Source organism: Acidovorax sp. 100 (assembly GCF_003688355.1).
GTDB lineage: Bacteria > Pseudomonadota > Gammaproteobacteria > Burkholderiales > Burkholderiaceae_C > Acidovorax > Acidovorax delafieldii.
The window spans coordinates 1,386,843-1,406,575 of record NZ_REFD01000001.1 but is presented as its reverse complement, the minus strand read 5'-3'; the positions used below and the strand labels follow the sequence as shown (position 1 = coordinate 1,406,575).

At 67.1% G+C, this 19,733-nt stretch carries 25 protein-coding genes; 10 read left to right on the top strand and 15 right to left on the bottom strand.

What is annotated here, in order from left to right; all coding sequences use genetic code 11:
• The first annotated feature begins 80 nt into the window (after nucleotides 1-80).
• The gene (locus C8C96_RS06625; protein ID WP_056059735.1) at nucleotides 81-542 is read left to right on the top strand and encodes an Lrp/AsnC family transcriptional regulator; all 462 of its coding nucleotides are present in this window, start codon (nucleotides 81-83) and stop codon (nucleotides 540-542) included.
• Nucleotides 543-578: 36 nt separating this feature from the next.
• Here C8C96_RS06625 and C8C96_RS06620 read toward each other — a convergent pair whose 3' ends face one another.
• From C8C96_RS06620 to phnG, 12 genes are all read right to left on the bottom strand, one after another.
• Nucleotides 579-1,163: a phosphonate degradation HD-domain oxygenase gene (locus C8C96_RS06620; RefSeq protein WP_121941827.1), complete on the bottom strand. Its 585-nt coding sequence runs from the start codon at nucleotides 1,161-1,163 to the stop codon at nucleotides 579-581.
• Between the two features lie 13 nt (nucleotides 1,164-1,176).
• Nucleotides 1,177-1,983 carry a phosphonate ABC transporter, permease protein PhnE gene (gene phnE, locus C8C96_RS06615; RefSeq protein ID WP_099731406.1) on the bottom strand — a complete coding sequence of 269 codons (807 nt, stop codon included), beginning with the start codon at nucleotides 1,981-1,983 and terminating at the stop codon, nucleotides 1,177-1,179.
• A gap of 34 nt (nucleotides 1,984-2,017) precedes the next feature.
• Nucleotides 2,018-2,965 (bottom strand): phosphonate ABC transporter substrate-binding protein, encoded by a 948-nt coding sequence (phnD, locus tag C8C96_RS06610; protein ID WP_121941826.1) that lies wholly within the window; start codon nucleotides 2,963-2,965, stop codon nucleotides 2,018-2,020.
• 54 nt (nucleotides 2,966-3,019) lie between these two features.
• Nucleotides 3,020-3,871: a phosphonate ABC transporter ATP-binding protein gene (phnC, locus tag C8C96_RS06605; RefSeq protein ID WP_121941825.1), complete on the bottom strand. Its 852-nt coding sequence runs from the start codon at nucleotides 3,869-3,871 to the stop codon at nucleotides 3,020-3,022.
• 112 nt (nucleotides 3,872-3,983) lie between these two features.
• Nucleotides 3,984-5,138 (bottom strand): alpha-D-ribose 1-methylphosphonate 5-triphosphate diphosphatase, encoded by a 1,155-nt coding sequence (locus C8C96_RS06600; protein ID WP_121941824.1) that lies wholly within the window; start codon nucleotides 5,136-5,138, stop codon nucleotides 3,984-3,986.
• Entirely contained in the window at nucleotides 5,135-5,869 is a 735-nt protein-coding gene (gene phnL, locus C8C96_RS06595) for a phosphonate C-P lyase system protein PhnL (RefSeq protein WP_121941823.1), read from the bottom strand. The genes C8C96_RS06600 and phnL overlap by 4 nt, the downstream gene beginning before the upstream one ends.
• Nucleotides 5,866-6,654 carry a phosphonate C-P lyase system protein PhnK gene (gene phnK, locus C8C96_RS06590; RefSeq protein WP_121941822.1) on the bottom strand — a complete coding sequence of 263 codons (789 nt, stop codon included), beginning with the start codon at nucleotides 6,652-6,654 and terminating at the stop codon, nucleotides 5,866-5,868. Before phnK ends, phnL begins: the two co-directional genes overlap by 4 nt.
• On the bottom strand, nucleotides 6,651-7,112 hold the full coding sequence (locus C8C96_RS06585; RefSeq protein ID WP_121422103.1) for a GNAT family N-acetyltransferase: 462 nt from the start codon (nucleotides 7,110-7,112) through the stop codon (nucleotides 6,651-6,653). The genes phnK and C8C96_RS06585 overlap by 4 nt, the downstream gene beginning before the upstream one ends.
• Nucleotides 7,109-8,029, bottom strand: coding sequence for an alpha-D-ribose 1-methylphosphonate 5-phosphate C-P-lyase PhnJ (locus tag C8C96_RS06580; RefSeq protein WP_121941821.1), 921 nt, complete (start codon nucleotides 8,027-8,029; stop codon nucleotides 7,109-7,111). Before C8C96_RS06580 ends, C8C96_RS06585 begins: the two co-directional genes overlap by 4 nt.
• Nucleotides 8,026-9,129 (bottom strand): carbon-phosphorus lyase complex subunit PhnI, encoded by a 1,104-nt coding sequence (locus C8C96_RS06575; RefSeq protein WP_121941820.1) that lies wholly within the window; start codon nucleotides 9,127-9,129, stop codon nucleotides 8,026-8,028. Before C8C96_RS06575 ends, C8C96_RS06580 begins: the two co-directional genes overlap by 4 nt.
• Before the next feature lie 2 nt (nucleotides 9,130-9,131).
• Nucleotides 9,132-9,773 carry a phosphonate C-P lyase system protein PhnH gene (phnH, locus tag C8C96_RS06570; protein WP_121941819.1) on the bottom strand — a complete coding sequence of 214 codons (642 nt, stop codon included), beginning with the start codon at nucleotides 9,771-9,773 and terminating at the stop codon, nucleotides 9,132-9,134.
• Entirely contained in the window at nucleotides 9,770-10,282 is a 513-nt protein-coding gene (gene phnG, locus C8C96_RS06565; RefSeq protein ID WP_121941818.1) for a phosphonate C-P lyase system protein PhnG, read from the bottom strand. Before phnG ends, phnH begins: the two co-directional genes overlap by 4 nt.
• A gap of 75 nt (nucleotides 10,283-10,357) precedes the next feature.
• Between phnG and phnF the strand changes: the two genes are divergently transcribed.
• From phnF to C8C96_RS06540, 5 genes are read left to right on the top strand one after another with little or no spacing between them, the layout of a single operon-like run.
• Nucleotides 10,358-11,140, top strand: a complete 783-nt coding sequence (phnF, locus tag C8C96_RS06560; RefSeq protein WP_121941817.1) for a phosphonate metabolism transcriptional regulator PhnF — start codon at nucleotides 10,358-10,360, stop codon at nucleotides 11,138-11,140.
• Nucleotides 11,127-11,855, top strand: a complete 729-nt coding sequence (locus C8C96_RS06555; RefSeq protein ID WP_121941816.1) for a DUF1045 domain-containing protein — start codon at nucleotides 11,127-11,129, stop codon at nucleotides 11,853-11,855. The genes phnF and C8C96_RS06555 overlap by 14 nt, the downstream gene beginning before the upstream one ends.
• The gene (phnN, locus tag C8C96_RS06550) at nucleotides 11,852-12,466 is read left to right on the top strand and encodes a phosphonate metabolism protein/1,5-bisphosphokinase (PRPP-forming) PhnN (protein WP_121941815.1); all 615 of its coding nucleotides are present in this window, start codon (nucleotides 11,852-11,854) and stop codon (nucleotides 12,464-12,466) included. The genes C8C96_RS06555 and phnN overlap by 4 nt, the downstream gene beginning before the upstream one ends.
• Nucleotides 12,463-12,885, top strand: a complete 423-nt coding sequence (gene arsC / locus C8C96_RS06545) for an arsenate reductase (glutaredoxin) (RefSeq protein ID WP_099731419.1) — start codon at nucleotides 12,463-12,465, stop codon at nucleotides 12,883-12,885. The genes phnN and arsC overlap by 4 nt, the downstream gene beginning before the upstream one ends.
• Nucleotides 12,886-12,924: 39 nt before the next feature.
• The gene (locus tag C8C96_RS06540; RefSeq protein WP_121941814.1) at nucleotides 12,925-14,124 is read left to right on the top strand and encodes an MFS transporter; all 1,200 of its coding nucleotides are present in this window, start codon (nucleotides 12,925-12,927) and stop codon (nucleotides 14,122-14,124) included.
• A 20-nt stretch (nucleotides 14,125-14,144) separates the two neighbouring features.
• Here C8C96_RS06540 and C8C96_RS06535 read toward each other — a convergent pair whose 3' ends face one another.
• The gene (locus C8C96_RS06535; protein WP_121943908.1) at nucleotides 14,145-14,819 is read right to left on the bottom strand and encodes a DNA-3-methyladenine glycosylase I; all 675 of its coding nucleotides are present in this window, start codon (nucleotides 14,817-14,819) and stop codon (nucleotides 14,145-14,147) included.
• Nucleotides 14,820-14,901: 82 nt separating this feature from the next.
• Between C8C96_RS06535 and C8C96_RS06530 the strand changes: the two genes are divergently transcribed.
• Genes C8C96_RS06530 through C8C96_RS06520 form a run of 3 tightly spaced genes read left to right on the top strand, consistent with a single transcriptional unit; the run spans nucleotide 14,902 to nucleotide 17,187 of the window.
• Entirely contained in the window at nucleotides 14,902-16,074 is a 1,173-nt protein-coding gene (locus tag C8C96_RS06530; RefSeq protein WP_121941813.1) for an aminopeptidase, read from the top strand.
• On the top strand, nucleotides 16,067-16,474 hold the full coding sequence (locus C8C96_RS06525; protein WP_121941812.1) for a polyhydroxyalkanoic acid system family protein: 408 nt from the start codon (nucleotides 16,067-16,069) through the stop codon (nucleotides 16,472-16,474). The genes C8C96_RS06530 and C8C96_RS06525 overlap by 8 nt, the downstream gene beginning before the upstream one ends.
• Before the next feature lie 8 nt (nucleotides 16,475-16,482).
• Nucleotides 16,483-17,187, top strand: coding sequence for a nitroreductase (locus C8C96_RS06520; protein ID WP_121941811.1), 705 nt, complete (start codon nucleotides 16,483-16,485; stop codon nucleotides 17,185-17,187).
• Nucleotides 17,188-17,208: 21 nt separating this feature from the next.
• On the opposite strand, the gene C8C96_RS06515 is transcribed toward C8C96_RS06520, so the two are convergent.
• Complete coding sequence (locus C8C96_RS06515) at nucleotides 17,209-18,270, bottom strand: ornithine cyclodeaminase (RefSeq protein ID WP_121941810.1); 1,062 nt, start codon at nucleotides 18,268-18,270, stop codon at nucleotides 17,209-17,211.
• A 201-nt stretch (nucleotides 18,271-18,471) separates the two neighbouring features.
• Here C8C96_RS06515 and C8C96_RS06510 point away from each other — a divergent pair, with 201 nt between their 5' ends.
• Nucleotides 18,472-19,392 (top strand): hydroxymethylglutaryl-CoA lyase, encoded by a 921-nt coding sequence (locus C8C96_RS06510; protein ID WP_121941809.1) that lies wholly within the window; start codon nucleotides 18,472-18,474, stop codon nucleotides 19,390-19,392.
• A 64-nt stretch (nucleotides 19,393-19,456) separates the two neighbouring features.
• Here the strand turns inward: C8C96_RS06510 and C8C96_RS06505 are convergent, their stop codons facing one another.
• On the bottom strand, nucleotides 19,457-19,711 hold the full coding sequence (locus C8C96_RS06505) for an acyl-CoA-binding protein (RefSeq protein WP_056745710.1): 255 nt from the start codon (nucleotides 19,709-19,711) through the stop codon (nucleotides 19,457-19,459).
• Between the last annotated feature and the right edge of the window lie 22 nt (nucleotides 19,712-19,733).

Sequence of the window (19,733 nt, the reverse complement as noted above, 5' to 3'; positions counted from 1 at the left end):
ATAATTTATGGAAACCACGAGGTTTTCGGAATTTTTACCAAAATCGAGCGGCTATGCAAGCAAATATTCAGACAGATGACATGGACGCCAGAATTATTTCGGCGCTAGGCGCCGATGGCCGACGTTCCTATGCCGATGTGGGGGCCGAAGTGGGACTGTCCACCGCCGCCGTGCACGAGCGCGTGAAGAAGCTGCTGGACAAGGGCGTGATTCGCCGGTTTTCGATCAGCGTGGACCCGGAACGCGTGGGGCTGAACTTCACCGCGTTTGTGGCGATCCGCAACGATGGCGGCGCGCACTGCCGCGACATTGCGCCGCGCCTGCGCGGTATCCCCCAGGTGGAGGAGTTGCACAGCGTGGCTGGCGAGCACGACTTCCTGGCCAAGATCCGCACCACGCACGCGCGCGGGCTGGAGGACGTGCTCTACCAGATCAAGGCGATTCCCGGCGTGGCGCGCACCACGAGCACCGTTGTCCTGAACACCGAATTCGAGGACCGGCCGCTGGACCTGGGCTGGGTGAATGGCGACAAGGGAGGTTGATGCGCAGGGGCGGCCTCGGCTTGGTCGCGCGGCTGTTTACGCAGCCACCGGGGCGAGTTCAGCCGCAGCGGCAACCGCCGCTGGAACTGGCGCCAGCCGCTGCACCAGGGCCATGTAGTAGCCCAGCGGGGGCGTGACCAACCCCGGCACCTTGGCATGGTCGTCATAGCGGCGCAGGCGGATGGCCTCCTGCGCAAAGGGCTGGGCCGCAAACTGCATCGCCTCTTTGGGCGTGAAGGCCCCCCCCTGCAGCACCAGGCTGTGCTGCGATGCGGGCGACAGCGTCTCCCAGTACCCCGGCTCCATAGTGCACAGGTAGCGCTTGGCATCCACATGCAGGCGGATGGGCTCCAGCACCGCGTCGGGCAGCAGGCCCCGCAAGAACGGAATGGCCATGTACTGGTGCAGGTCGTCTTGCTCGGCCGTGTCGCCCCCGGGTGCCAGCAGGTGCCCCAGGTCGTGCAGCAGGGCCGCGACGACAGTGGCCGGGGTTTCACCCGATTTTTCGGCCCACTGCGCGCACTGCAGTGCGTGCTCCAGCTGGCTGACCGCCTCGCGGCCGTACTGGTTCACGCCCCGCGTGACCAGCAGGCGGGCAATGTCTTCAAGGGTCAATGCCATGGTGTGCTCCTTGTCAGACCAGTGCCTTGCGGATGCGGGCCGACACCAGGTCGATCACACTCACCGTGACCACGATGATGAGCATGACCGCGCAGGTCTCGGCGTACTGGAAGCCCCGGATGATTTCCCACAGCACCACCCCAATGCCCCCGGCGCCCACCATGCCCACCACCGAAGCCGAACGCACGTTGGCCTCGAAGCGGTACAGCGTGTACGAGATCCACAGCGGCATGACCTGCGGAATCACGCCATAGATGATTTCGTGCAGTGCGCTCGCACCGGTGGAGCGGATGCCCTCCACGGGCTGCGGGTCAATCGCCTCCACGGCTTCGGAGAACAGCTTGGCCAGGGTGCCCGAGGTGTGGATCCACAGGGCCAGGACGCCCGCAAAAGGCCCCAGGCCGACGGCCACCACAAACAGCATGGCAAACACCATTTCGTTGATGGCGCGGCACGCGTCCAGCACGCGGCGCACCGGCTGGTAGACCCACCAGGGCACGATGTTGGACGAAGCCAGCAGTGCCAGCGGCACGGCGGTGACCACCGCCAGCGCCGTGCCCCACAGCGCGATCTGCAGCGTGACCAGCATCTCCTGCACATAGATCTGCCACTGCGAAAAATTGGGCGGAAAGAACTCCGCCGCATAGCTGACCATGTTGCCCGAGTCGTTCCACAGATCGAACGGGCGCATGTCGGCGCCCTTCCAGGACGCCGCCAGCAACACCAGCAGGATGCCCCACGACAGGTACCAGGCCAGGCTGCGCTTGGGCGACGTGGTGTTGGCCAGCGTGGCCAGCGAGGGATTCAAAGCAGAGGACATGGAGACACCCGGGTCGCAACAAGAAACCTACGGATTACTTCAACGACGCCAGCTGCTGGTCGATCTCGGCCAGGCGGGTCTTCTTGTCAGAATCAGCCAGCGTCGCGTCGGCCTCGATCTTGTTGCGCTTGCCGAACAGGTCCAGCTGGCGGATGGGGGTGAGCTGTGCGTTCGTTGATGGCTTGAAGCCCGAGAGCTTGGAGATCTTCATCACGATCTCCTTCTCGCGCGCATCGGTCTTGGCGTAGTTGTAGAAGAAGTCGCGGATCTTGGTCTTGGTGGCCTCGGGCAAGTCCTTGCGCATCACCAGAGGGTCCAGCGGAATCAGGGGCGAGGTCCAGACGATCTTGATGTCCTTGAACTTCTCGGGCTGGCGCTCCTTGATCTTCTCCAGGTTCTCGCTGTTGTTGGTGGCCACATCCACCTGCTTGTTGGCCACGGCCAGCGCGTTGGTCTCGTGGTTGGCACTGCGCGTGATCTTGAAGTGCGTCTTCGCGTCGATCTTGTTCTGTGCAAAGGCGTAGTAGCCGGGCACCAGGAAGCCCGAGGTGGAGTTGGGGTCGCCGTTGCCAAAGCTCAGCGACTTGCCGTTCTTGAGCACGTCATCCAGGGTGGCCAGGGGGCTGTCCTTGTGCACGATGAGGTGCGAGTAGTAGCCCTGCGTGCCGTCTGCGTTCACCATCTGCGCAAAGACTTCGCCATTGGCGCGGTCCACGGCTTCCATGGCCGACTTGTTGCCCAGCCAGGCCACCTGCATTTTGTTGAAGCGCATGGCTTCGATGAGGCCTGCGTAGTCGGATGCAAAGAAGGCGTTGATCTTCAGACCGGTCTGCTTGGCCATGTCATCCAGCAGGGGCTGCCAGTCGGCCCTGAGGTTTTGCGAGGCCTCGGTCGAGATCATGCCGAAGTTGATGTCCTGGGCCAACGCGCCCGTGGTCAAACCCAGCCCGATCGTCAGGGCGGCACACAGTTTCTTGAACATGTTGAAAACTCCAGAGAAAGGAATTGAAAAGAAACAAAAGACCGTTCAGGCGGCCTAGACCATGGCGGGCGTCCACTGCGGGACGGGTGTTGGGGCATGCACGGGTGCTGGTGGGGCACCCGCTGCATCCGACAGAATTTCATCGGCGTGCACGCCATAGAGGCTGCGCAGCAGTGCGGGCGTGAGGGCCGCCGATGGGCCGTCGTACACCACCTGGCCGTGGTGCAACGCCACCACGCGGGGGCAGTATTTGATGGCCACATCCACCTGGTGCAGCGACACGATGACGGTGCAGCGGTCCTCGCGGTTGATGCGGGCCAGGATGTCCATGACCTTGCGCGAGGATTCGGGGTCCAGCGAGGCGATGGGCTCGTCGGCCAGCACCACCTTGGCGCCCTGCACCAGCGTGCGTGCAATGGCCGCGCGCTGCTGCTGCCCGCCGGACAAGGTGGACGCACGCTGTGCATGGCATTCGGCAATGCCCACGCGGTGCAGCGCCTCCAGCGCCAGCGCACGCTCCTGCGGCTTGAACATGCGCAGCCAGCCGCGCCACCAGGGCGTGCGGTGCAACAGGCCCACCAGCACGTTCATCAGCACGGGCAGTCGGTCCACCAGGTTGAACTGCTGGAACACAAAGCCCACCTGCGAACGCACCTTGCGGATGTCACTGTGAATGCGCCCCGCCTGCTGCACGCAGCGGCCATCCACTTCGATCAGCGAATCGCTGGACGCATCGGCCACCACCAGGCCCGCCACGTGGCGCAGCAACGTGGACTTGCCCGATCCCGAGGCACCAATCAGCGCCACCATCTCGCCGCGCTGCACGGTGAGGTTGATGTCGCGCAGGGCGTGTTTGCCGTTGGCGAAGTGCTTGTTCAGTTGGTTGATGTGCAGTGCGGCAGTCATGGCAGCCTCCTGGGGGTTAAGTCGTCTAGACAACCGGAGTGTGGTTGTCGGGCGTGACAGTGCTTTGACAGTTGGGAGAAGTTTGGATGTCAGGAAACGACCTGCACGCGCTCTACAGGACGCGCTGCCCTTCGCGCCACACCCCCCGCACCACGGCCTGGCGACCGCCATCAGGCAGCTCGGCCATGTGCACCTGCACCAGGTCGGCGCGCAGGCCGGGCGCCAGCGCGCCCCGGTCGGCCATGCCCGCGGCCTTGGCGGGGTTGCAGGTGACGGTGGCCACAGCCTGTGGCAGGGGCAGGATGTCGTCCTGCACCAGCCGCATCACCGCGCTCAGCAGGCTGCCGGGCACGTAGTCGGACGAGAGGATGTCCAAGAGCCCCCGGCGCGCCAAGTCGGCCGCCGCTACATTGCCCGAGTGCGAACCGCCACGCACCACGTTGGGTCCGCCCATCACCGTGAGCAGGCCGCGCTCGTGCGCCGCCTGGGCCGCAGCCAGCGTGGTCGGGAACTCCGACATTGCGGCCCCTTCGGCATGGGCCTGCTCCACATGGGCCACCGTGGTGTCGTCGTGGCTGGCCAGCGAGATGCCGTGCGTGCGGCAGTAATCCACGAAGTACGCACGGTGCGGCTCGGCGTACTGCGCCTGCAGCGTGGCCGCGTGCGCCACCTGGCGCTCGAACTTCTCGGCGCTCCAGCCCTTCTTGCCGGTGTAGTAGGTGCGTGCCTGCTCGATGTTCTCCCACTGGCGCTGGCCCGGGGTGTGGTCCATCAGCGAGATCAACGACAGGCGCGGGTGCCCGTGGAAGGGCTCGAACAGGTCGATGGTGTTGGGCGCAGGCAGCTCGCAGCGCACATGCAGGTGGTGGTCGGCCCGCAGCAGGTTGCGCTCGGTGCAGGTGTCGATGGTGTCGAGCACGCGGTTCCAGGCGCTGCCGCGCAGGCTGTCCACATCGGCCTCGCCCACGCCCAGCGCATCCAGCACCGTGGTGATGCCTGCGGCCGCAATCTCGGCGTCGTGCGCCAGCAGTGCGGGCATCTCGGCCCATTGCACCTTGGGTCGCGGCATCAGGTGGCGCTCGAAGTTGTCGGTGTGGATTTCGACCAAGCCCGGCAGCAGGTAGTCGCCCCCCAGGTCGATGCCTTGCAGGGCCGCAGTGCCCCCACTATCCAGCGACGCAATGCGCCCGCCATCCACCTGCAAGCTGCCGTGCACCACTTCGCCCGGCAGCACCATGCGGGCGTTCTTGAACACGGTCGCGGTCATGCCGATGCTCCCCGAAAGTCGCCCACATTCACGCGGCGCGTGGCCACGGCGGCGCCCACCTGCGCGTCGTGAAAAATGCCCACCAGGGCCGCCCCGCGCGCCACCGCCTCGTGGATCATGGCGATCACGGTCTCGGTGTTGGCCGCGTCGAGCGATGCGGTGGGCTCGTCCAGCAGCAACAGAGGCTTGGGCTTGATCATGTTGCGGGCGATGTTGATGCGCTGCTGCTCCCCGCCGGAGAACGTGGCGGGTGGCAGATGCCACAGCCGCTCGGGAATGCGCAGGCGGGTCAGCCACTGGCGGGCGGCCTCGCGCGCGACCTCGATGCCCACAGGGTCGTCTCCGGCGTCTTCCGCCAGTGGCTCGGCCACCACGTCCAGCGCCGACACGCGCGGGATGACCCGCAGAAACTGGCTCACATAGCCCACGGTGTCGCGCCGCAGCTGCACCAGCGCACGCGGCGTGGCCTGTGTCACATCCACCACGGCGCCATCGGCCGAGCGCACCGTGATGCGCCCCGCATTGACCCGGTAGTTGGCGTAGATCATCTTGAGCAGCGTGCTCTTGCCCATGCCCGAGGGTCCGTCCAGCACCACACATTCACCGGGCTGCACGGCCAGGTCCACCTGGGCAAGCACAGGCAGTTCGATGCCGTTCTGGTGGTGCAGGGTGAAGCGCTTGGCCACCCCTTGCATCTGGAGAATGGGCGCAATGGAAGGGGGCTGGTTCATGGCTGCAGTACCGAAGAAACGAGGAGCTGGGTATAAGGGTGTTGCGGGTCGTCGAGCACCTGGTCGGTCAGGCCCGCTTCGACCACGCGGCCGCGTTGCATGACCACCATGCGGTGCGCCAGCAGGCGCGCCACGGCCAGGTCGTGCGTGACGACAATGGCCGCCAACTGCATCTGCCGCGTGAGCTGGCGCAGCAGGTCCAGCAGGCGCGCCTGCACCGATACATCGAGGCCCGAGGTGGGTTCGTCCATGAACACCAGGCGGGGCTGCGTGACCAAGTTGCGGGCAATCTGCAGGCGCTGGCGCATGCCGCCCGAAAACGTGCGCGGTGCATCATCGATGCGCGCCGCGTCGATCTCCACACGCTGCAGCCATTCCGTGGCCGTAGCGCGCAGGCGGCCGTAGTGGCGCTCGCCCAGGCCCATCAGGCGCTCGCCCACGTTGGCACCAGCCGATACATCCATGCGCAGGCCATCCGCCGCGTTCTGATGCACAAAGCCCCAGTCGGTGCGGGCCAGCAGGCGCTGCTGGGCTTCGGTCATGGCGTAGATATCCTGCAGCTCGCCGCTGCGCTGGCGGAACTGCACCGTGCCTTCGTCCGGGGCGCTGCGTGCTGCAATGGCGTTGAGCAGCGTGGACTTGCCGGAGCCCGACTCGCCCACCACGGCCAGCACCTCGCCGGGCCACAGGTCAAAGGACGCGTCTTGCAGCGCCACGCGGTCGCCATAGCGCTTGCTGACATTGCGCACGCTCAGCAGCGGCGCAGAAGGTTCGGGGTGATTCATGTGAGGGTCTCGACAACAAAGCTCAGGCCATGCTGCGCAAAGCCCAGGGATTCATAGAAGGCATGCGCGCCCTTGCGGCGGGCGTTGGACGAGAGCGCGAGCTTGTAGCAGCCCGCGTCGCGCGCCTGCTGCATGGCGTGGGCCATCATCTGGCGGCCAATGCCTCGGCCCTGCTGGTCCTGTGCCACTACCACGTCTTCCACGATGGCCGAGGGCGTGCCCCGGTGCGCCAGGTTGTGCATGACGAGCAGCGCATAGGTGCCCACCACGGCGCCGTGCTGCGCGGGGTCGCAGGCCACCCACAGGCGGTAGCTGGGGTAGCGGGCGAACTGGGACCATACGGCCTCGGCTTCTTCCAGGGTCAGCACGTCGGCCGGGCTGTCTTCAATGGCGGCATACAGCACCAGCACGCTCTCCAGGTCGGCCTGCCGGGCTTCGCGAATGTGCACGGCGCTCATGCCGCGCCGCCTTCCACCTGCGCCGTTTCGACCTGCTGCGCCTGGCGCTCGTGGCAGTAGTCCGAATCGGAACAGACATGCATGCGCCCGCCCTGGTCGTCGGTGATGACCTCGTCCAGAAAGCTGTCGGTGGCGCCACACAGCGCGCAAGCAGCATCCCAGCGCTGCACCTCGAACGGGTGGTCCTCAAAACCCAGGCTCTCCACCGGCGTATAGGGCGGCACGGCGTAGATGCGCTTTTCGCGGCCCGCACCAAACAGCTGCAGCGCGGGGTTCATGTGCATCTTGGGGTTGTCGAACTTGGGGATGGGCGACGGCGCCATCACATAGCGGCCGTTGACCAGTACGGGGTAGTCGTAAGTGGTGGCAATGTGGCCGTAGCGCGCGATGTCTTCGTAGAGCTTGACGTGCATGAGCCCGTACTCGGCCAGGCCATGCAGAGTGCGCGTTTCGGTCTCGCGCGGCTCCAGGCGCTGCATGGGCTCGGGCACGGGCACCTGGTAGACGATGACCTGGCCTTCGGTCAGCGGTGTCTCGGGGATGCGGTGGCGCGTCTGGATCAGCGTGGCCGCGCGTGTGCGGGTGGTGGTCTCCACGGCCGTGGTGCGCTCGAAGAAGCGGCGGATGTTGACCGCGTTGACCGTGTCATCCGATCCCTGGTCAATGACCTTGAGGCAGTCCTGCGGGCCGATGATGGACGCGGTAACCTGGATGCCGCCCGTGCCCCAGCCATAGGGCAGCGGCATCTCGCGCGAACCAAACGGCACCTGGTAGCCGGGGATGGCCACTGCCTTGAGGATGGCGCGGCGGATCATGCGCTTGGTGCGCTCGTCCAGGTAGGCAAAGTTGAAGTGGCCGTCCACCGGTGTGGCGTCGGCGGGCAGGCCCATCACGGCAGGTTCCAGGGGCGCGTTCATGCTGCATCCTCCTCGGCGGTGGTTGTGGGGTGGGCAGCAGCGGCGCGCATCTTGCGCACCAGCTCCAGCTCGGACTGAAAGTCCACGTAGTGCGGCAGCTTCAGGTGCTGCACAAAGCCCGAGGCTTCGAGGCTGTCGCTATGGCCCAGCACAAATTCCTGCATCTGCGCGGGCGACTCCACCGGTTCACCCAGCTCATCGGCACGGAGGGCTCGGTCCACCAAGCTCATGGCCATCGCCTTGCGCTCGCTGTGGCCAAAAGCCAGACCGTAGCCGCGCGTGAACTGCGGGGGCTGGCTCTTGCTGCCCGCAAACTGGTTCACCATTTCGCATTCGGTGATCTCGATGTCACCGATCTCGATGGCAAAGCCCAGCTCTTCGGGTACGACCTCCACCGCTACTGTGCCCAGGCGCACCTCACCCACAAACGGGTGCGAGTGCGAATAGCCGCGCTGCGTGGAATACGCCATGGCGAGCAGGAAGCCCTCGTCGCCGCGCGCCAGGTTTTGCAGGCGCGTGGCGCGGTTGGCGGGGAAGCGCAGTGGCTCGCGGGTCAGGTCTGTGGGCGCCGGGTCGCCCGGGGGCACGGGGCGGGTCTCGATCAGGCCTTCCTGGTTGAGCAGGTCCACCACGCGCGGCGTGGGGTCGGGCGGCACAGCCGCTGCCGCAGCGGCAGGCTGCGTCACCATGCCTTCGGCCAACAGCTTGAAGTCCAGCAGGCGCTGCGTGTAGTCGTAAGTAGGGCCCAGCACCTGGCCACCGGGCAGGTCCTTGAAGGTGGCGGAGATGCGCCGGTCCAGCACCATGCGGCTGGTGTCCAGCGCGCAGGTGGTGCCCAGGCGCGGCAGCGTGGCGCGGTAGGCGCGCAGCAGAAAGATGGCTTCCACCAGGTCGCCCGCCGCTTGCTTGATGGCCAGCGCGGCGAGTTCGGGGTCGTAGACCGAACCCTCGGTCATGACGCGGTCCACCGCCAGCTTGAGCTGCTGGCGGATCTGCGCTACCGAGAGTTCGGGCTGCGAGACATCGCCCCGGCGCTGGCGGGCCAGCAGCTGGTAGCTGTTGAGAATGGCGGCTTCTCCGCCTTTGACGGCTACGTACATGCTCAAGCCTCCCGAAGGGCTACGGCGCTGCGCGTCGCCAGCGTGGTGCGTGGCAGGCCCACGATGTGGTCTGGGGTGCCCAGCAACAAGTCCACACCACGCGGAAACGCTGCGTGGTTGGCGGACCACTGGGTCTCGAAGTCGTCGGGCAAGCCGTCCACCTGCAAGGCCGCCATCTCCTGAATTCCCGGTCCGCGCAATTGCCACGCATTGATGGCGTCCGCCTTGGTGGCGGTGGCGCGCGGTACATCGACCACGCAGGTGGCCGATTGGTCCGGGTAGACGTCGGTGCCCAAGGCCAGGCTGCCGAGCGCTGGCCATTCGTCGCCCTGCGCCACCCACACAAAGCGGGCCTGCACCGGATCGGTCACCACAGTGCAGCCTGTGTGAAAGCGCAGCCAGGCACCGGCATCGCTGTTTGCCAGCCTGGGCGAGAGCCACAACGTGCAGTCGCTGTCGAGCAGCGCCAGCAGCACGGCAGCCGATGCGGCATGCCCCACGGCAGGAGCCTGCGCATCGTGTTCTACCGCCACCGTAAGGCCGGGGTGCGACAGCGCCTGCAGCACGGCGCGGAACACCGCCTGGCTGCCAAAGGCTTCATTCGAAAATCCGGCACCCAGCGATGCCAAGGGGGTCGTGCTCATTCGGTGTCCTCGTCGTTGTCGGCACCGCTCTCGCGCGCCACGGTGAAAAAGTCCACCTTGGTGCTGGCGGCCCGCGCCTGGCGCTCGGCCTGGGTGTTGCGCAGGTGGTTGCGGATGGGTTCGAGCAGTTGTGCGTCCAGCACCGGTTGCTGAACAGGGTCTTGCAGTAGCGCATCGGCCAGGGCCGCCAGCTGCACCTGGCGGTGCGAGCGGCCCAGCACGTAGGCCACGCCCACAGTGGCCTCGGCGGCGTCCGATGCATCGGCCACGCGCAGCGCGCAGCGGGTGACGGTGACCTCGCCCAGGTTGAAGCGCTCGCCCGTTCCGCCAGCGCGGCCCTGCACCATCATCAGGCCGGTCTCGGGCGCACGCAGCCAGCGCGCGGGGCGCGTGGCATGCTCGTGCAAGGCAGATTCGAGCAGCCCCAGCGGCGCCCGGGCCAGCAGCGCCATCCAGTGCGCGCGGCCCAGGGGGCGGCCCGGTCCCGGGTTGTCAAAGGCTTGAAACATGGAAGTGGTACCCTGAAAGTTGTATAGACAAATTGAACAACTGGCGCCAGCTTAAAGAGCGCGCATGTAGGTTTCATGACAGCCAGCACCACTTCTCTCACGACCCCGCTACAGGTCCCGCAAGCACCAGCACTGCGCCCCGCGCGCGACAGCTTCTGGACGCGCATAGCCGCCGAGCTGGCCGAGGCCATCGGCAGCGGCGTCTATCCGCCAGGCCAGCGGCTGCCCTCGGAGCACGCGCTGGCCGAGCAGTTCGGCGTGAACCGCCACACCATCCGCCGCTCGCTCGCCAGCCTGTGCAGCCAGGGGCTGGTGCGCATCACGCAGGGCAGTGGCACCTATGTGGAAGACTTTGCGGTGGACCTGGTGCTGGGCAAGCGCACGCGCCATCAGCAGGGCCTGGCACAGGCGGGTCTGCGCGGCAGCCTGGTGGTGCTGCAGGCCCAGACCACGCGCGCCACGGCGGCGCTGGCGAAGGCGCTGCAGGTGCCCGCGCGCAGCCCGCTGCTGGCGCTGCGCGTTCGGGGCGACGCCGAGGGCCAGCCCCTGCACATCAGCGAGCGCTACTTTCCCCTGCCCCGCTTCGAGAACTTGGCGGCCGTGGTGCGCGAAACGGGCTCCATCACCGCAGGCTTCACTGCCCACGGAGTGGCCGACTACACACGCCGCGAAAGCCGCATCACCGCCGAGCTGCCGAGCGCCGAAGTGGCCGCCCAGTTGCGCCAGCCCACCTCACGCCCCGTGCTACAGGTAGAGAGCCTGAACGTGGACCTGGCAGGCACGCCCATCGAATGGGCCCGCGCCTGGTTTGCGGGCGACCGCGTGAAACTGACCATTGACCACAATGAACACGCCTGACATGCCACCCACCCACCACCGCTATGCGGTCTATTTCGCACCCAACCCGGGCAGCCTGGGCTGGCTGGCCGGCAGCCACTGGCTGGGGCGCTGCGCGGCGCTGCTGCAGCCGCTGCAACAGCTCGCCATCGACGGCGTGGCGGCGGACGACCTGCACCGCCTGACCGCAGCGCCCCGCCGCTACGGCTGGCACGCCACACTCAAGGCGCCGTTTGCGCTGGCGCCCGGCGCCGACTGGATCACGCTGCACCAGGCCGTGCAGTCCGTAGCGCGCGGGCTGCAACCCTTTGTGCTGCCGCCCCTGCAGGTGCAACGCATCGACGACTTTCTGGCGCTGGTGCCCCCGGCGCTGCACCCCGCCAATGCGCAGATTCAGGAGACCGCCGCCACCTGCGTGACGGCGCTGCAGCCCTTGGCCGCACCCTTGTCCGACGCCGACCTCGCCCGGCGCCGCTCGGCGGGGCTCACTGCCCGGCAGGACGCGCTGCTGCAGCAATGGGGCTACCCCTTTGTGCTGGACGAGTTCCGCTTTCACATGTCGCTCACCGGCAGCCTGGCGCAAGTGAACGCACCCACTCAGTCGCTGGTGTTCGAGGCCGCGCAGGAGTTCTTCTCGGACCTGCCCATCCTGAAGTTCAACAGCCTGGCCTTGTTCGCAGAGCCCGCACCCGGCGCAGACTTTGTGCTGCTGGACCACCTGGAGATGGGGGCATGACCGCGGGCCGACTGGTCTACTGCATGGGCCCCTCGGGTGCGGGTAAGGACAGCCTGCTGGACTGGTTGCGGGCACACCTGCCCACCCCGTGCCCCGTGCACTGGGCGCAGCGCACCATCAGCCGCTCCGCCATGCTGAGTGGCGAAGCCCATGAAAGTGTGTCGCCCGAAACGTTTGTTGCTTTGCGCCACGAACTGGCCTTTGCCCTGCACTGGGAAGCCAACGGCCTGGGTTACGGCGTGCGGCATGCGCAACTGGCGCCGCTGGCGCAGGGTCACTGGGTGCTGCTCAATGGCTCGCGCGCCTACCTGCCCGAGGCCCTGGCGCGCTTCCCGGGCCTGGTGGCTGTGCACATCACTGCCGGCCCGCAGGTGCTGCGCGAACGTCTGCTGGCGCGGGGCCGCGAGACGCGCGAAGAGGTGGAGGCCCGCGTGCAGCGCGCGCTGGCCTACAGCCCGCCGCCGGGCGCGGCCAGCCTGGAGGTGCACAACGACGGAGTGCTGGGCGATGCGGGCCTGCGGCTGCTGAACGCGTTGGAAAATTTACCGGGCTGGCCCCAGCGCAGTGGCAAACTTTCGCCCATTGTTTCCGTACTTTCCAGCACGCCATGACCACCATCACGATCTATCACAACCCCAAGTGCGGCACGTCCCGCAACACCCTCGCCATGATCCGCAACAGCGGCATGGAGCCCGAGGTCATCGAATACCTGAAAGCCCCGCCCGACCGTGCCACGCTGGTGGCGCTGATTGCAGCGACCGGCGAGCCGGTGATCAACGCCGTGCGCACCAAGGAAGCGATCTTCACCGAGCTGCAACTGGACGCACCGGGCGTCACCGACGCGCAGCTCATCGACGCAATGCTGCAGCACCCCATCCTCATCAACCGCCCCATAGTGGTCACGCCCCTGGGCACGCGGCTGTGCCGCCCGTCCGAGAAAGTGCTGGATATCCTGCCCGCACCGCAGCAAGGTGCCTTCACCAAGGAGGATGGCGAAGTCGTCATCAACGCGCAGGGCCAGCGTGTCTGAGGTAACCTCGCGCGCCCCCGCCATGGCCCACCGCGCGGCATGAGCGCCGCGTCACAACGCTGGACCGTGGCGCGCCTGGGCACGGCCCAGACGCTGGCCTGGGCCTCGTCCTACTACCTGCCTGCCATGCTGGCCGCGCCCATGGCGCGCGACTTGGGTGTGGCCACCCCCACGGTGTTCGCGGCGTTTTCCGTGGCGCTCATCGTGTCGGCACTGCTCGGGCCTTTCGCGGGCCGAGCCATTGACCGCCATGGCGGTCGCCCGGTGCTGGTGGGCACCAATCTGCTGTTTGCAGCTGCTCTGGTGGGCATGGCCCTGGCGCAAGGCCCGGTGGGGCTGTTTGCCGCCTGGGTGCTGATGGGCGTGGCCATGGGGTCGGGCCTTTACGAGGCGGCGTTTGCCACGCTGGTGCGGCTGTACGGCCAGGGCGCGCGCAGCGCCATCACCGGCATCACGCTGATCGCGGGGTTTGCCAGCACCGTGGGCTGGCCGCTGTCGGCCTGGATGGAGACGCAATGGGGTTGGCGCGGAGCGTGCGCGGGCTGGGCCGCATTGCACTTGCTGGTGGGGGTGCCGCTCAATGGCTGGCTGCCGCGCGCCGACGCCGCAGAAAAGGCCACCGAACCATCGACGGACGCCATCGCAGCGCCCGCCACAGAACCGGCCGTATCCGCCCCGCCCACTCCAGCACACCCGCTGCGCACCACCGTGCTGCTGTCCTTTGTGTTTGCGGTCACCTGGTTCACCAGCACCGCCATGGCAGCCCACCTGCCCCACCTGCTGCAGGCCAGCGGTACGTCGCTGCAGGCGGCAGTGGCAATGGCCGCGCTGGTGGGCCCTGCGCAGGTGGCGGCACGCCTGCTGGAGTTTGGTTTTCTGCGCCGCCTGCACCCGCTGCTGTCGGCCCAGCTGGCTGCCGCCGCACACCCCGTGGGCGCGGGCTTGCTGATGGTGCTGGGCGGGCCTGGGGCAGCGGTTTTCACCGTGCTGCACGGGGCAGGTAACGGGATACTGACCATTGCCAAGGGCACGCTGCCGCTGGTGCTGTTTGGGCCTGCGGGCTACGGCGCGCGCCAGGGCCTGATGATGGTGCCCGCCCGCGTGGCGCAGGCGTTTGCACCGGTGCTGTTTGGCATGGCGCTGGACCGTGCTGGCGCCGCCGCCCTGTGGCTCACCACGCTGCTGGGCCTGGCTGCGTTGGGAGCGCTGTGGCTGCTGCGTCCCGTGGCACGGGCCTGACCGATCTATCGATTGATCGGTCAGCCGCGCGGCACCACAAACGCCTTGCGCGCTGCCAGCGCTGCGGGGCGCGAATGGCAACCTTCCAGGTGGTCATTGACCAGACCCATCGCCTGCATGAAGGCGTACACCGTGGTGGGGCCCACAAAACTCCAGCCTCGCTTTTTCAGGTCCTTGGACATGGCAATGGATGCAGGTGACGTGGACAGGGTGCGCGCCACTTCGCGCGTGAGCCGCTCGGGCCGGTCGGCAGCGGCGGGCTCGTAGCGCCAGGCGTAGTGCGCCAGCGAGCCGAACTCGCTGCGCAGCTCCAGCACGCGGCGCGCGTTGTTGATGGTGGATTCGATCTTGCCCCGGTGGCGCACGATGGCCGCGTCCTGCACCAGGCGCTCAACCTCGGCCGGGCCAAAGGCTGCGACCTGCTCGGCGTCGAAGTGCGCGAACGCGGCACGAAAGCCCTCGCGCTTGTTCAGGATGGTGAGCCAGCTCAGGCCCGATTGAAAACCCTCCAGGCAGATCTTCTCGAACAGCCGGCGGTCGTCGGCCACCGGAAAGCCCCACTCGGTGTCGTGGTAGTGGCGGTACAGCGGCGTGGACTGGCACCAGGTGCAGCGCGGGCAACCGGCCTCGTCAGCGAACAGGCCGTCGGCCAGCGCAGGTGGGCGAGCAGGATCGGGAGCGGTCAAAGGGGTCATGCGCGGCATTCTAGAAAGCGCAACAGCCAGGCTGCTGACAGGGCGAACGCAAAGGGTTCAATCTGCCCATAAACTGCGCTGCATGCGCCAGCCACCTTCCCGCCTGCGGGCCACTTTCAGCCTGATGTTTTGCCTGGTGCTGGCCGGCTGCGCCAGCACCACCGGTCCCTCCAACGCGCTGGGCTACTACTGGCAATCGCTGCGCGGGCACATGCAGATCATGCATGCCGCAGAACCGATTGACGAATGGGTGGCGCGCAAGGACATCTCGCCCGCCCTGCGCGAGCGGCTGCAGCTGGCGCAACGTGCGCGGGCTTTTGCGGTGGCGGAACTCGGCCTGCCCGACAACGCCAGCTACCGCCGCTATGCCGACCTGAAGCGCCCCGCCGCCGTGTGGAATGTGGTCGCCGCGCCGCCCTATTCGCTGACGCTGCACACCTGGTGCTTTCCGGTCACGGGCTGCATCGGCTACCGGGGCTATTTCACCGAGGCTGCGGCACAGGCCGAGGCCGCCGAACTGGCCGCGCAGGGCCTGGAGGTGGAGGTGTACGGCGTGCCCGCCTACTCCACGCTGGGCTACATGAACTGGGCGGGCGGCGACCCGCTGCTGTCCACCTTCATCGCCTGGCCCGAGGGTGACTTTGTGCGCCTGCTGTTCCACGAGCTGGCGCACCAGGTGGTCTATGCCAAGAACGACACCTTGTTCAACGAGTCCTTTGCCACGGCGGTGGAACGCATTGGCGTGGCGCGGTGGCTGGCCACGCAGTCCCCCCCCGCCGCGCGCGAGGCCTACGCCACCAGCGAAGCGCGGCGCAGCGCCTTCCGCATGCTCACCCGGGCCACGCGCACCCGCCTGGCGGCCATTTATGAGCAAAAGGAGCTTCAAGCGCTAGAAGATCATGCCTTAATTGCTATGAAAAGAGAAGCAATGCAAGCATTTCGCGACGACTATGCCGCACTGCGCGCACGCTGGCTGGACGCGCCCGGCGGGACGCCCCCCCGAGCCACCACAGCCCAGGTGGCGGGCTACGACCGCTGGGTGGCCCAGGCCAACAACGCCAGTTTTGCCGCCCAGGCCGCCTACGACGAACTGGTGCCCGCGTTCGAGGCCTTGTTTGAACGCGAGGGGCGCAACTGGCCCCGGTTTTATGATGCCGTACGACAACTGACGCAGCAGCCCCTGCCCGAGCGGCACGACACACTGCGCGCCCTTTTACCTGACCCCCAACACCTCAAGGAGACAGCCGGTGCCTGACATTCATATCCACCGCGAACACCACCTGGGCTTCAAGGAAGCCCGCAAGGTCGCCTTCTCCTGGGCCGAAAAGGCCGAAGAAAAATTCGACATGGAATGCACCTACGAAGAAGGGGACAAGGAAGACCTGCTCACCTTCACCCGCTCGGGCGTCAAGGGCACGCTGCTGGTGGATGCCCACCAGTTCGAGATGAAGGCACAGCTCGGCTTTCTGTTCGGCGCGTTCAAGGACCGCATCGAGGCCGAAATTGGCGAGCAGCTGGACGCCCTCCTCAACGCGCCCCACCCCGGCGCCAAGAAGCCCGCCGCAGACAAGAAGAAACATGCAGTAGAAGCGGATGCTGACAAGCCGGCCCCCAAGTCAGCGGCCAAGCCTGCCACCAAGGCCAAGAAGGCCTAGCCACCGCAATGACATCCACCGCGAGCGAGACCGCCGCCCACAGCCCGGCGTTTGACACCCTCTCCACGCTGCTCCACACCCGCTACAGCTGCCGCGCTTTTCTGCCCGCGCCGTTGCCGCGCGGCACCATCGAAGCCATCCTGGCCACCGCGCAGCGCACGGCCTCGTGGTGCAACGCGCAGCCCTGGCAGCTCACCATAGCCAGCGGCGCCACGCTGGAGCGCCTGCGCAGCGCACTGCAGTCGCATATGACCACCGCAGCCCCCAACCCCGACCTGCCCTGGCCCCGCGAATACCGGGGCGTGTACCAGGAACGGCGGCGCGAATGCGGCTGGGGCCTGTACGAAGCCCTGGGCATTGCCAAGGGTGACCGCGAAGCCTCGGCCCGCCAGGCGGCGCAGAACTTCACGATGTTCGGCGCACCGCATGTGGCCATCGTCACCAGCGACGAGGCACTGGGCGTCTATGGTGCGGTGGACTGTGGCGCGTATGTGAGCAACTTCATGCTGGCCGCGCACAGTCTGGGCGTGGGCTCCATCGCACAGGCGGCGCTGGCGTCCTACCCCGGCGTGCTGCGCGAGGTGCTGGGCATTGGCAACGACCGCAGCATCGTCTGCGGCATCTCCTTTGGCATGGCGGACCCGGCCCACCCGGCCAACCATTTCCGCACCACACGCACCGACTCCGCCAGCAGCGTGGTCTGGAGGGACTGAGAAGGGGTGACCGGACAGGCGTCAGGCCACAGCGCGCAGCAGGGGGTTGTGCGTGCGCAGCAGCCCAAACAGGTTCTTGGGGTCTGACAGCTGGGGGATGAGTTCGATGGGTTGGCCCATGCCCAGCTCGGCGGCCGTATCGCGCAAGAAGCGCAGCGCAGAAAAGTCCTCCAGCGCAAAGCCCACAGAGTCGAACACCGTCACCGCTGCATCGCTGGCCCGGCCGGTGTGTTGGCCTGCCAGCACTTCCCACAGCTCGGTCACCCCAAAGTCGGCAGGCAGCTGCTGGATGTCGCCTTCAATGCGCGTCTGCGGCGCGTATTCCACAAACACCTGGGCCTGGCGCAGCACGTCGGCATGCAGCTCGGTCTTGCCGGGGCAGTCGCCCCCCACGGCGTTGATGTGCATGCCGGGCGCCAGCATGCCGGGCGTGAGGATGGTGGCGTTGGTCTTGTCAGCCGTCACCGTGGTCACGACGTCGGCGCCGCGCACGGCATCGGCCGTGCTGTTGCAGGCCACGGTGCGCAGGCCTGTGCCTTGCAGGTTGGCCTGCAGCTTGGCGGTGGCGGCCGGGTCGGTATCAAACAGCCGCAGCGTGGTGATGCCCAGCAGGTGGTGGAAGGCCAGTGCCTGGAACTCGCTTTGGGCGCCGTTGCCGATCAGCGCCATGGTACGGCTGCCAGGCCGCGCCAGGGCGCGGGCGGCCACGGCCGACATGGCGGCGGTGCGCAGGGCGGTGGTGAGCGTGAGTTCGCTCAGCAGCAGGGGCGCGCCCGTGGCCACATCGGCCAGCACGCCAAACGCCATCACCGTAGGCAGCCCCCAGCGCGTGTTCGTGGGGTGGCCGTTGACGTACTTGAACGCATAGGTCTGGTCGTCGGCAATGGGCATGAGTTCGATCACGCCGTCGCGCGAGTGGCTGGCCACACGTGCGGATTTGTCGAACGCTCCCCAGCGCAGAAAGTCGGCCTGGATGTAGTCGGCAATGCCGCGCAGGCAGGCCTCGACGCCCTTGCGCTGCACCATGTCGATGACATCGGTGGCACTGAGGTAGCGGGTGGAAAAAGGATGGTGTGAGGGCATGGCGCTTGTCTCCGAATGGGAATGGATACGGCTCCAAGCAGTGTCCCGAAGCGCCAAAACAATGGGAATCGCCCAATCTGCTGCATATTGCTGGGCTGTTTGCCGGTATGGCATCACAAATTGCCACTTTGTTCAAAAGCCCCAGAGCACCTTCTGGCAGCGCCAGCGCGCTATCCTCGGCGGCATCCTCCGTCCAGCACCATGACGCAACCCCAAGTCCTCATCAGCGAAGTCGGCCCGCGCGATGGCCTGCAGTCCGTCAAAGCCACCATGCCCACGGCCGACAAGCTGCGCTGGATCGACGCCCTGGTGGCGGCCGGCCTGCGCGAGATCGAAGTCGGCTCGTTCGTGCCCGCCCGCCTGCTGCCCCAGATGGCCGATGTGGCCGAAGTGGTGCGGCACGCGCTCACCCACCCTGGCATCACCGTGATGGCCCTGGCGCCCAACCTGCGCGGCGCCGAGGCGGCGCTGGCAGCAGGGGTGCACAAGGTCACCCTGCCGGTGTCGGCCAGTGCTGCCCATTCGCTGGCCAATGTGCGCAAGACACGCGAGGCCATGGTCGAGGAGGTGCGCGCCGTGGCACAGCTGCGTAACGCGCAGGCGCCCGGCGTGCTGGTGGAGGTGGGGTTGTCCACCGCCTTTGGCTGCACGCTGCAAGGCGTGGTGCCCGAGGACGATGTGATCTGGCTCGCAGGCCTGTGCGCCGAGGCCGGCGCCGACGAGGTGGGCCTGTCGGACACCACCGGCATGGCCAACCCGGCGCAGGTGCGCCGCCTGTTCACGCGCCTGCGCGCCAAGCTGGGTGCCAAGGCCGGTGCGGCCCACATGCACAACACCCGCGGGCTGGGGCTGGCCAACTGCCTGGCGGCCTACGACGTGGGGGTGCGCACCTTTGATGCGTCGCTGGGCGGCCTGGGCGGCTGCCCCTATGCACCGGGCGCGTCGGGCAACGTGGTGACCGAAGACCTGGTGTTCATGTTCGAAGCCATGGGCATTGCCACGGGGGTGGACCTGGAGCGCCTGATGGCCGCCCGCGTGCCGCTGCAGGCGGGGCTGCCGGGCGAGCCGGTCTACGGCATGACGCCGGAAGCCGGGCTGCCCAAGGGGTGGGTCCAGCGTTAGGCACCTCTGCCCCCAAAGAAAAAGGCGACCAAGGTCGCCTTTTTCTTTGGGGGTCACCGCCGTATCAGCTCAGCGAGGTGATCAGGTCCACATACAGTTGCTTGGCCTCGTCGGCACCCGTGCCCTTGAGCTTTTCCCAGGCGTCCCACTTGGCACGGCCCACCATGTCGGAGAAGCTGGGCTTCTTCTCGGTGTTGTCGCCGGCGGTGGCTTGCTTGTACAGCGCGTAGATCTTGAGCAGCGTGGCGTTGTCGGGACGCTCGCTCAGGTTCTTGGAATTGGCCACGGCGGCTTCGAAGGTGGCATTGAGGTCGGCCATGTCGGTGTGCTCCTTGGGATGT

Bases quoted from the DNA above. Each gene is read 5' to 3' on its own strand.
- C8C96_RS06585 (WP_121422103.1), bottom strand. From the start codon at position 7,112: ATGAGCGCCGTGCACATTCGCGAAGCCCGGCAGGCCGACCTGGAGAGC.
- phnN (WP_121941815.1), top strand. From the start codon at position 11,852: ATGACCGCGGGCCGACTGGTCTACTGCATGGGCCCCTCGGGTGCGGGT.
- C8C96_RS06530 (WP_121941813.1), top strand. From the start codon at position 14,902: ATGCGCCAGCCACCTTCCCGCCTGCGGGCCACTTTCAGCCTGATGTTT.
- C8C96_RS06600 (WP_121941824.1), bottom strand. From the start codon at position 5,138: ATGACCGCGACCGTGTTCAAGAACGCCCGCATGGTGCTGCCGGGCGAA.
- C8C96_RS06535 (WP_121943908.1), bottom strand. From the start codon at position 14,819: ATGACCCCTTTGACCGCTCCCGATCCTGCTCGCCCACCTGCGCTGGCC.
- phnL (WP_121941823.1), bottom strand. From the start codon at position 5,869: ATGAACCAGCCCCCTTCCATTGCGCCCATTCTCCAGATGCAAGGGGTG.
- C8C96_RS06575 (WP_121941820.1), bottom strand. From the start codon at position 9,129: ATGTACGTAGCCGTCAAAGGCGGAGAAGCCGCCATTCTCAACAGCTAC.
- arsC (WP_099731419.1), top strand. From the start codon at position 12,463: ATGACCACCATCACGATCTATCACAACCCCAAGTGCGGCACGTCCCGC.
- phnH (WP_121941819.1), bottom strand. From the start codon at position 9,773: ATGAGCACGACCCCCTTGGCATCGCTGGGTGCCGGATTTTCGAATGAA.
- phnD (WP_121941826.1), bottom strand. From the start codon at position 2,965: ATGTTCAAGAAACTGTGTGCCGCCCTGACGATCGGGCTGGGTTTGACC.
- C8C96_RS06515 (WP_121941810.1), bottom strand. From the start codon at position 18,270: ATGCCCTCACACCATCCTTTTTCCACCCGCTACCTCAGTGCCACCGAT.
- C8C96_RS06520 (WP_121941811.1), top strand. From the start codon at position 16,483: ATGACATCCACCGCGAGCGAGACCGCCGCCCACAGCCCGGCGTTTGAC.
- phnE (WP_099731406.1), bottom strand. From the start codon at position 1,983: ATGTCCTCTGCTTTGAATCCCTCGCTGGCCACGCTGGCCAACACCACG.
- C8C96_RS06555 (WP_121941816.1), top strand. From the start codon at position 11,127: ATGAACACGCCTGACATGCCACCCACCCACCACCGCTATGCGGTCTAT.
- phnC (WP_121941825.1), bottom strand. From the start codon at position 3,871: ATGACTGCCGCACTGCACATCAACCAACTGAACAAGCACTTCGCCAAC.
- C8C96_RS06580 (WP_121941821.1), bottom strand. From the start codon at position 8,029: ATGAACGCGCCCCTGGAACCTGCCGTGATGGGCCTGCCCGCCGACGCC.
- C8C96_RS06510 (WP_121941809.1), top strand. From the start codon at position 18,472: ATGACGCAACCCCAAGTCCTCATCAGCGAAGTCGGCCCGCGCGATGGC.
- C8C96_RS06540 (WP_121941814.1), top strand. From the start codon at position 12,925: ATGAGCGCCGCGTCACAACGCTGGACCGTGGCGCGCCTGGGCACGGCC.
- C8C96_RS06625 (WP_056059735.1), top strand. From the start codon at position 81: ATGGACGCCAGAATTATTTCGGCGCTAGGCGCCGATGGCCGACGTTCC.
- C8C96_RS06620 (WP_121941827.1), bottom strand. From the start codon at position 1,163: ATGGCATTGACCCTTGAAGACATTGCCCGCCTGCTGGTCACGCGGGGC.
- phnK (WP_121941822.1), bottom strand. From the start codon at position 6,654: ATGAATCACCCCGAACCTTCTGCGCCGCTGCTGAGCGTGCGCAATGTC.
- C8C96_RS06505 (WP_056745710.1), bottom strand. From the start codon at position 19,711: ATGGCCGACCTCAATGCCACCTTCGAAGCCGCCGTGGCCAATTCCAAG.
- phnF (WP_121941817.1), top strand. From the start codon at position 10,358: ATGACAGCCAGCACCACTTCTCTCACGACCCCGCTACAGGTCCCGCAA.
- phnG (WP_121941818.1), bottom strand. From the start codon at position 10,282: ATGTTTCAAGCCTTTGACAACCCGGGACCGGGCCGCCCCCTGGGCCGC.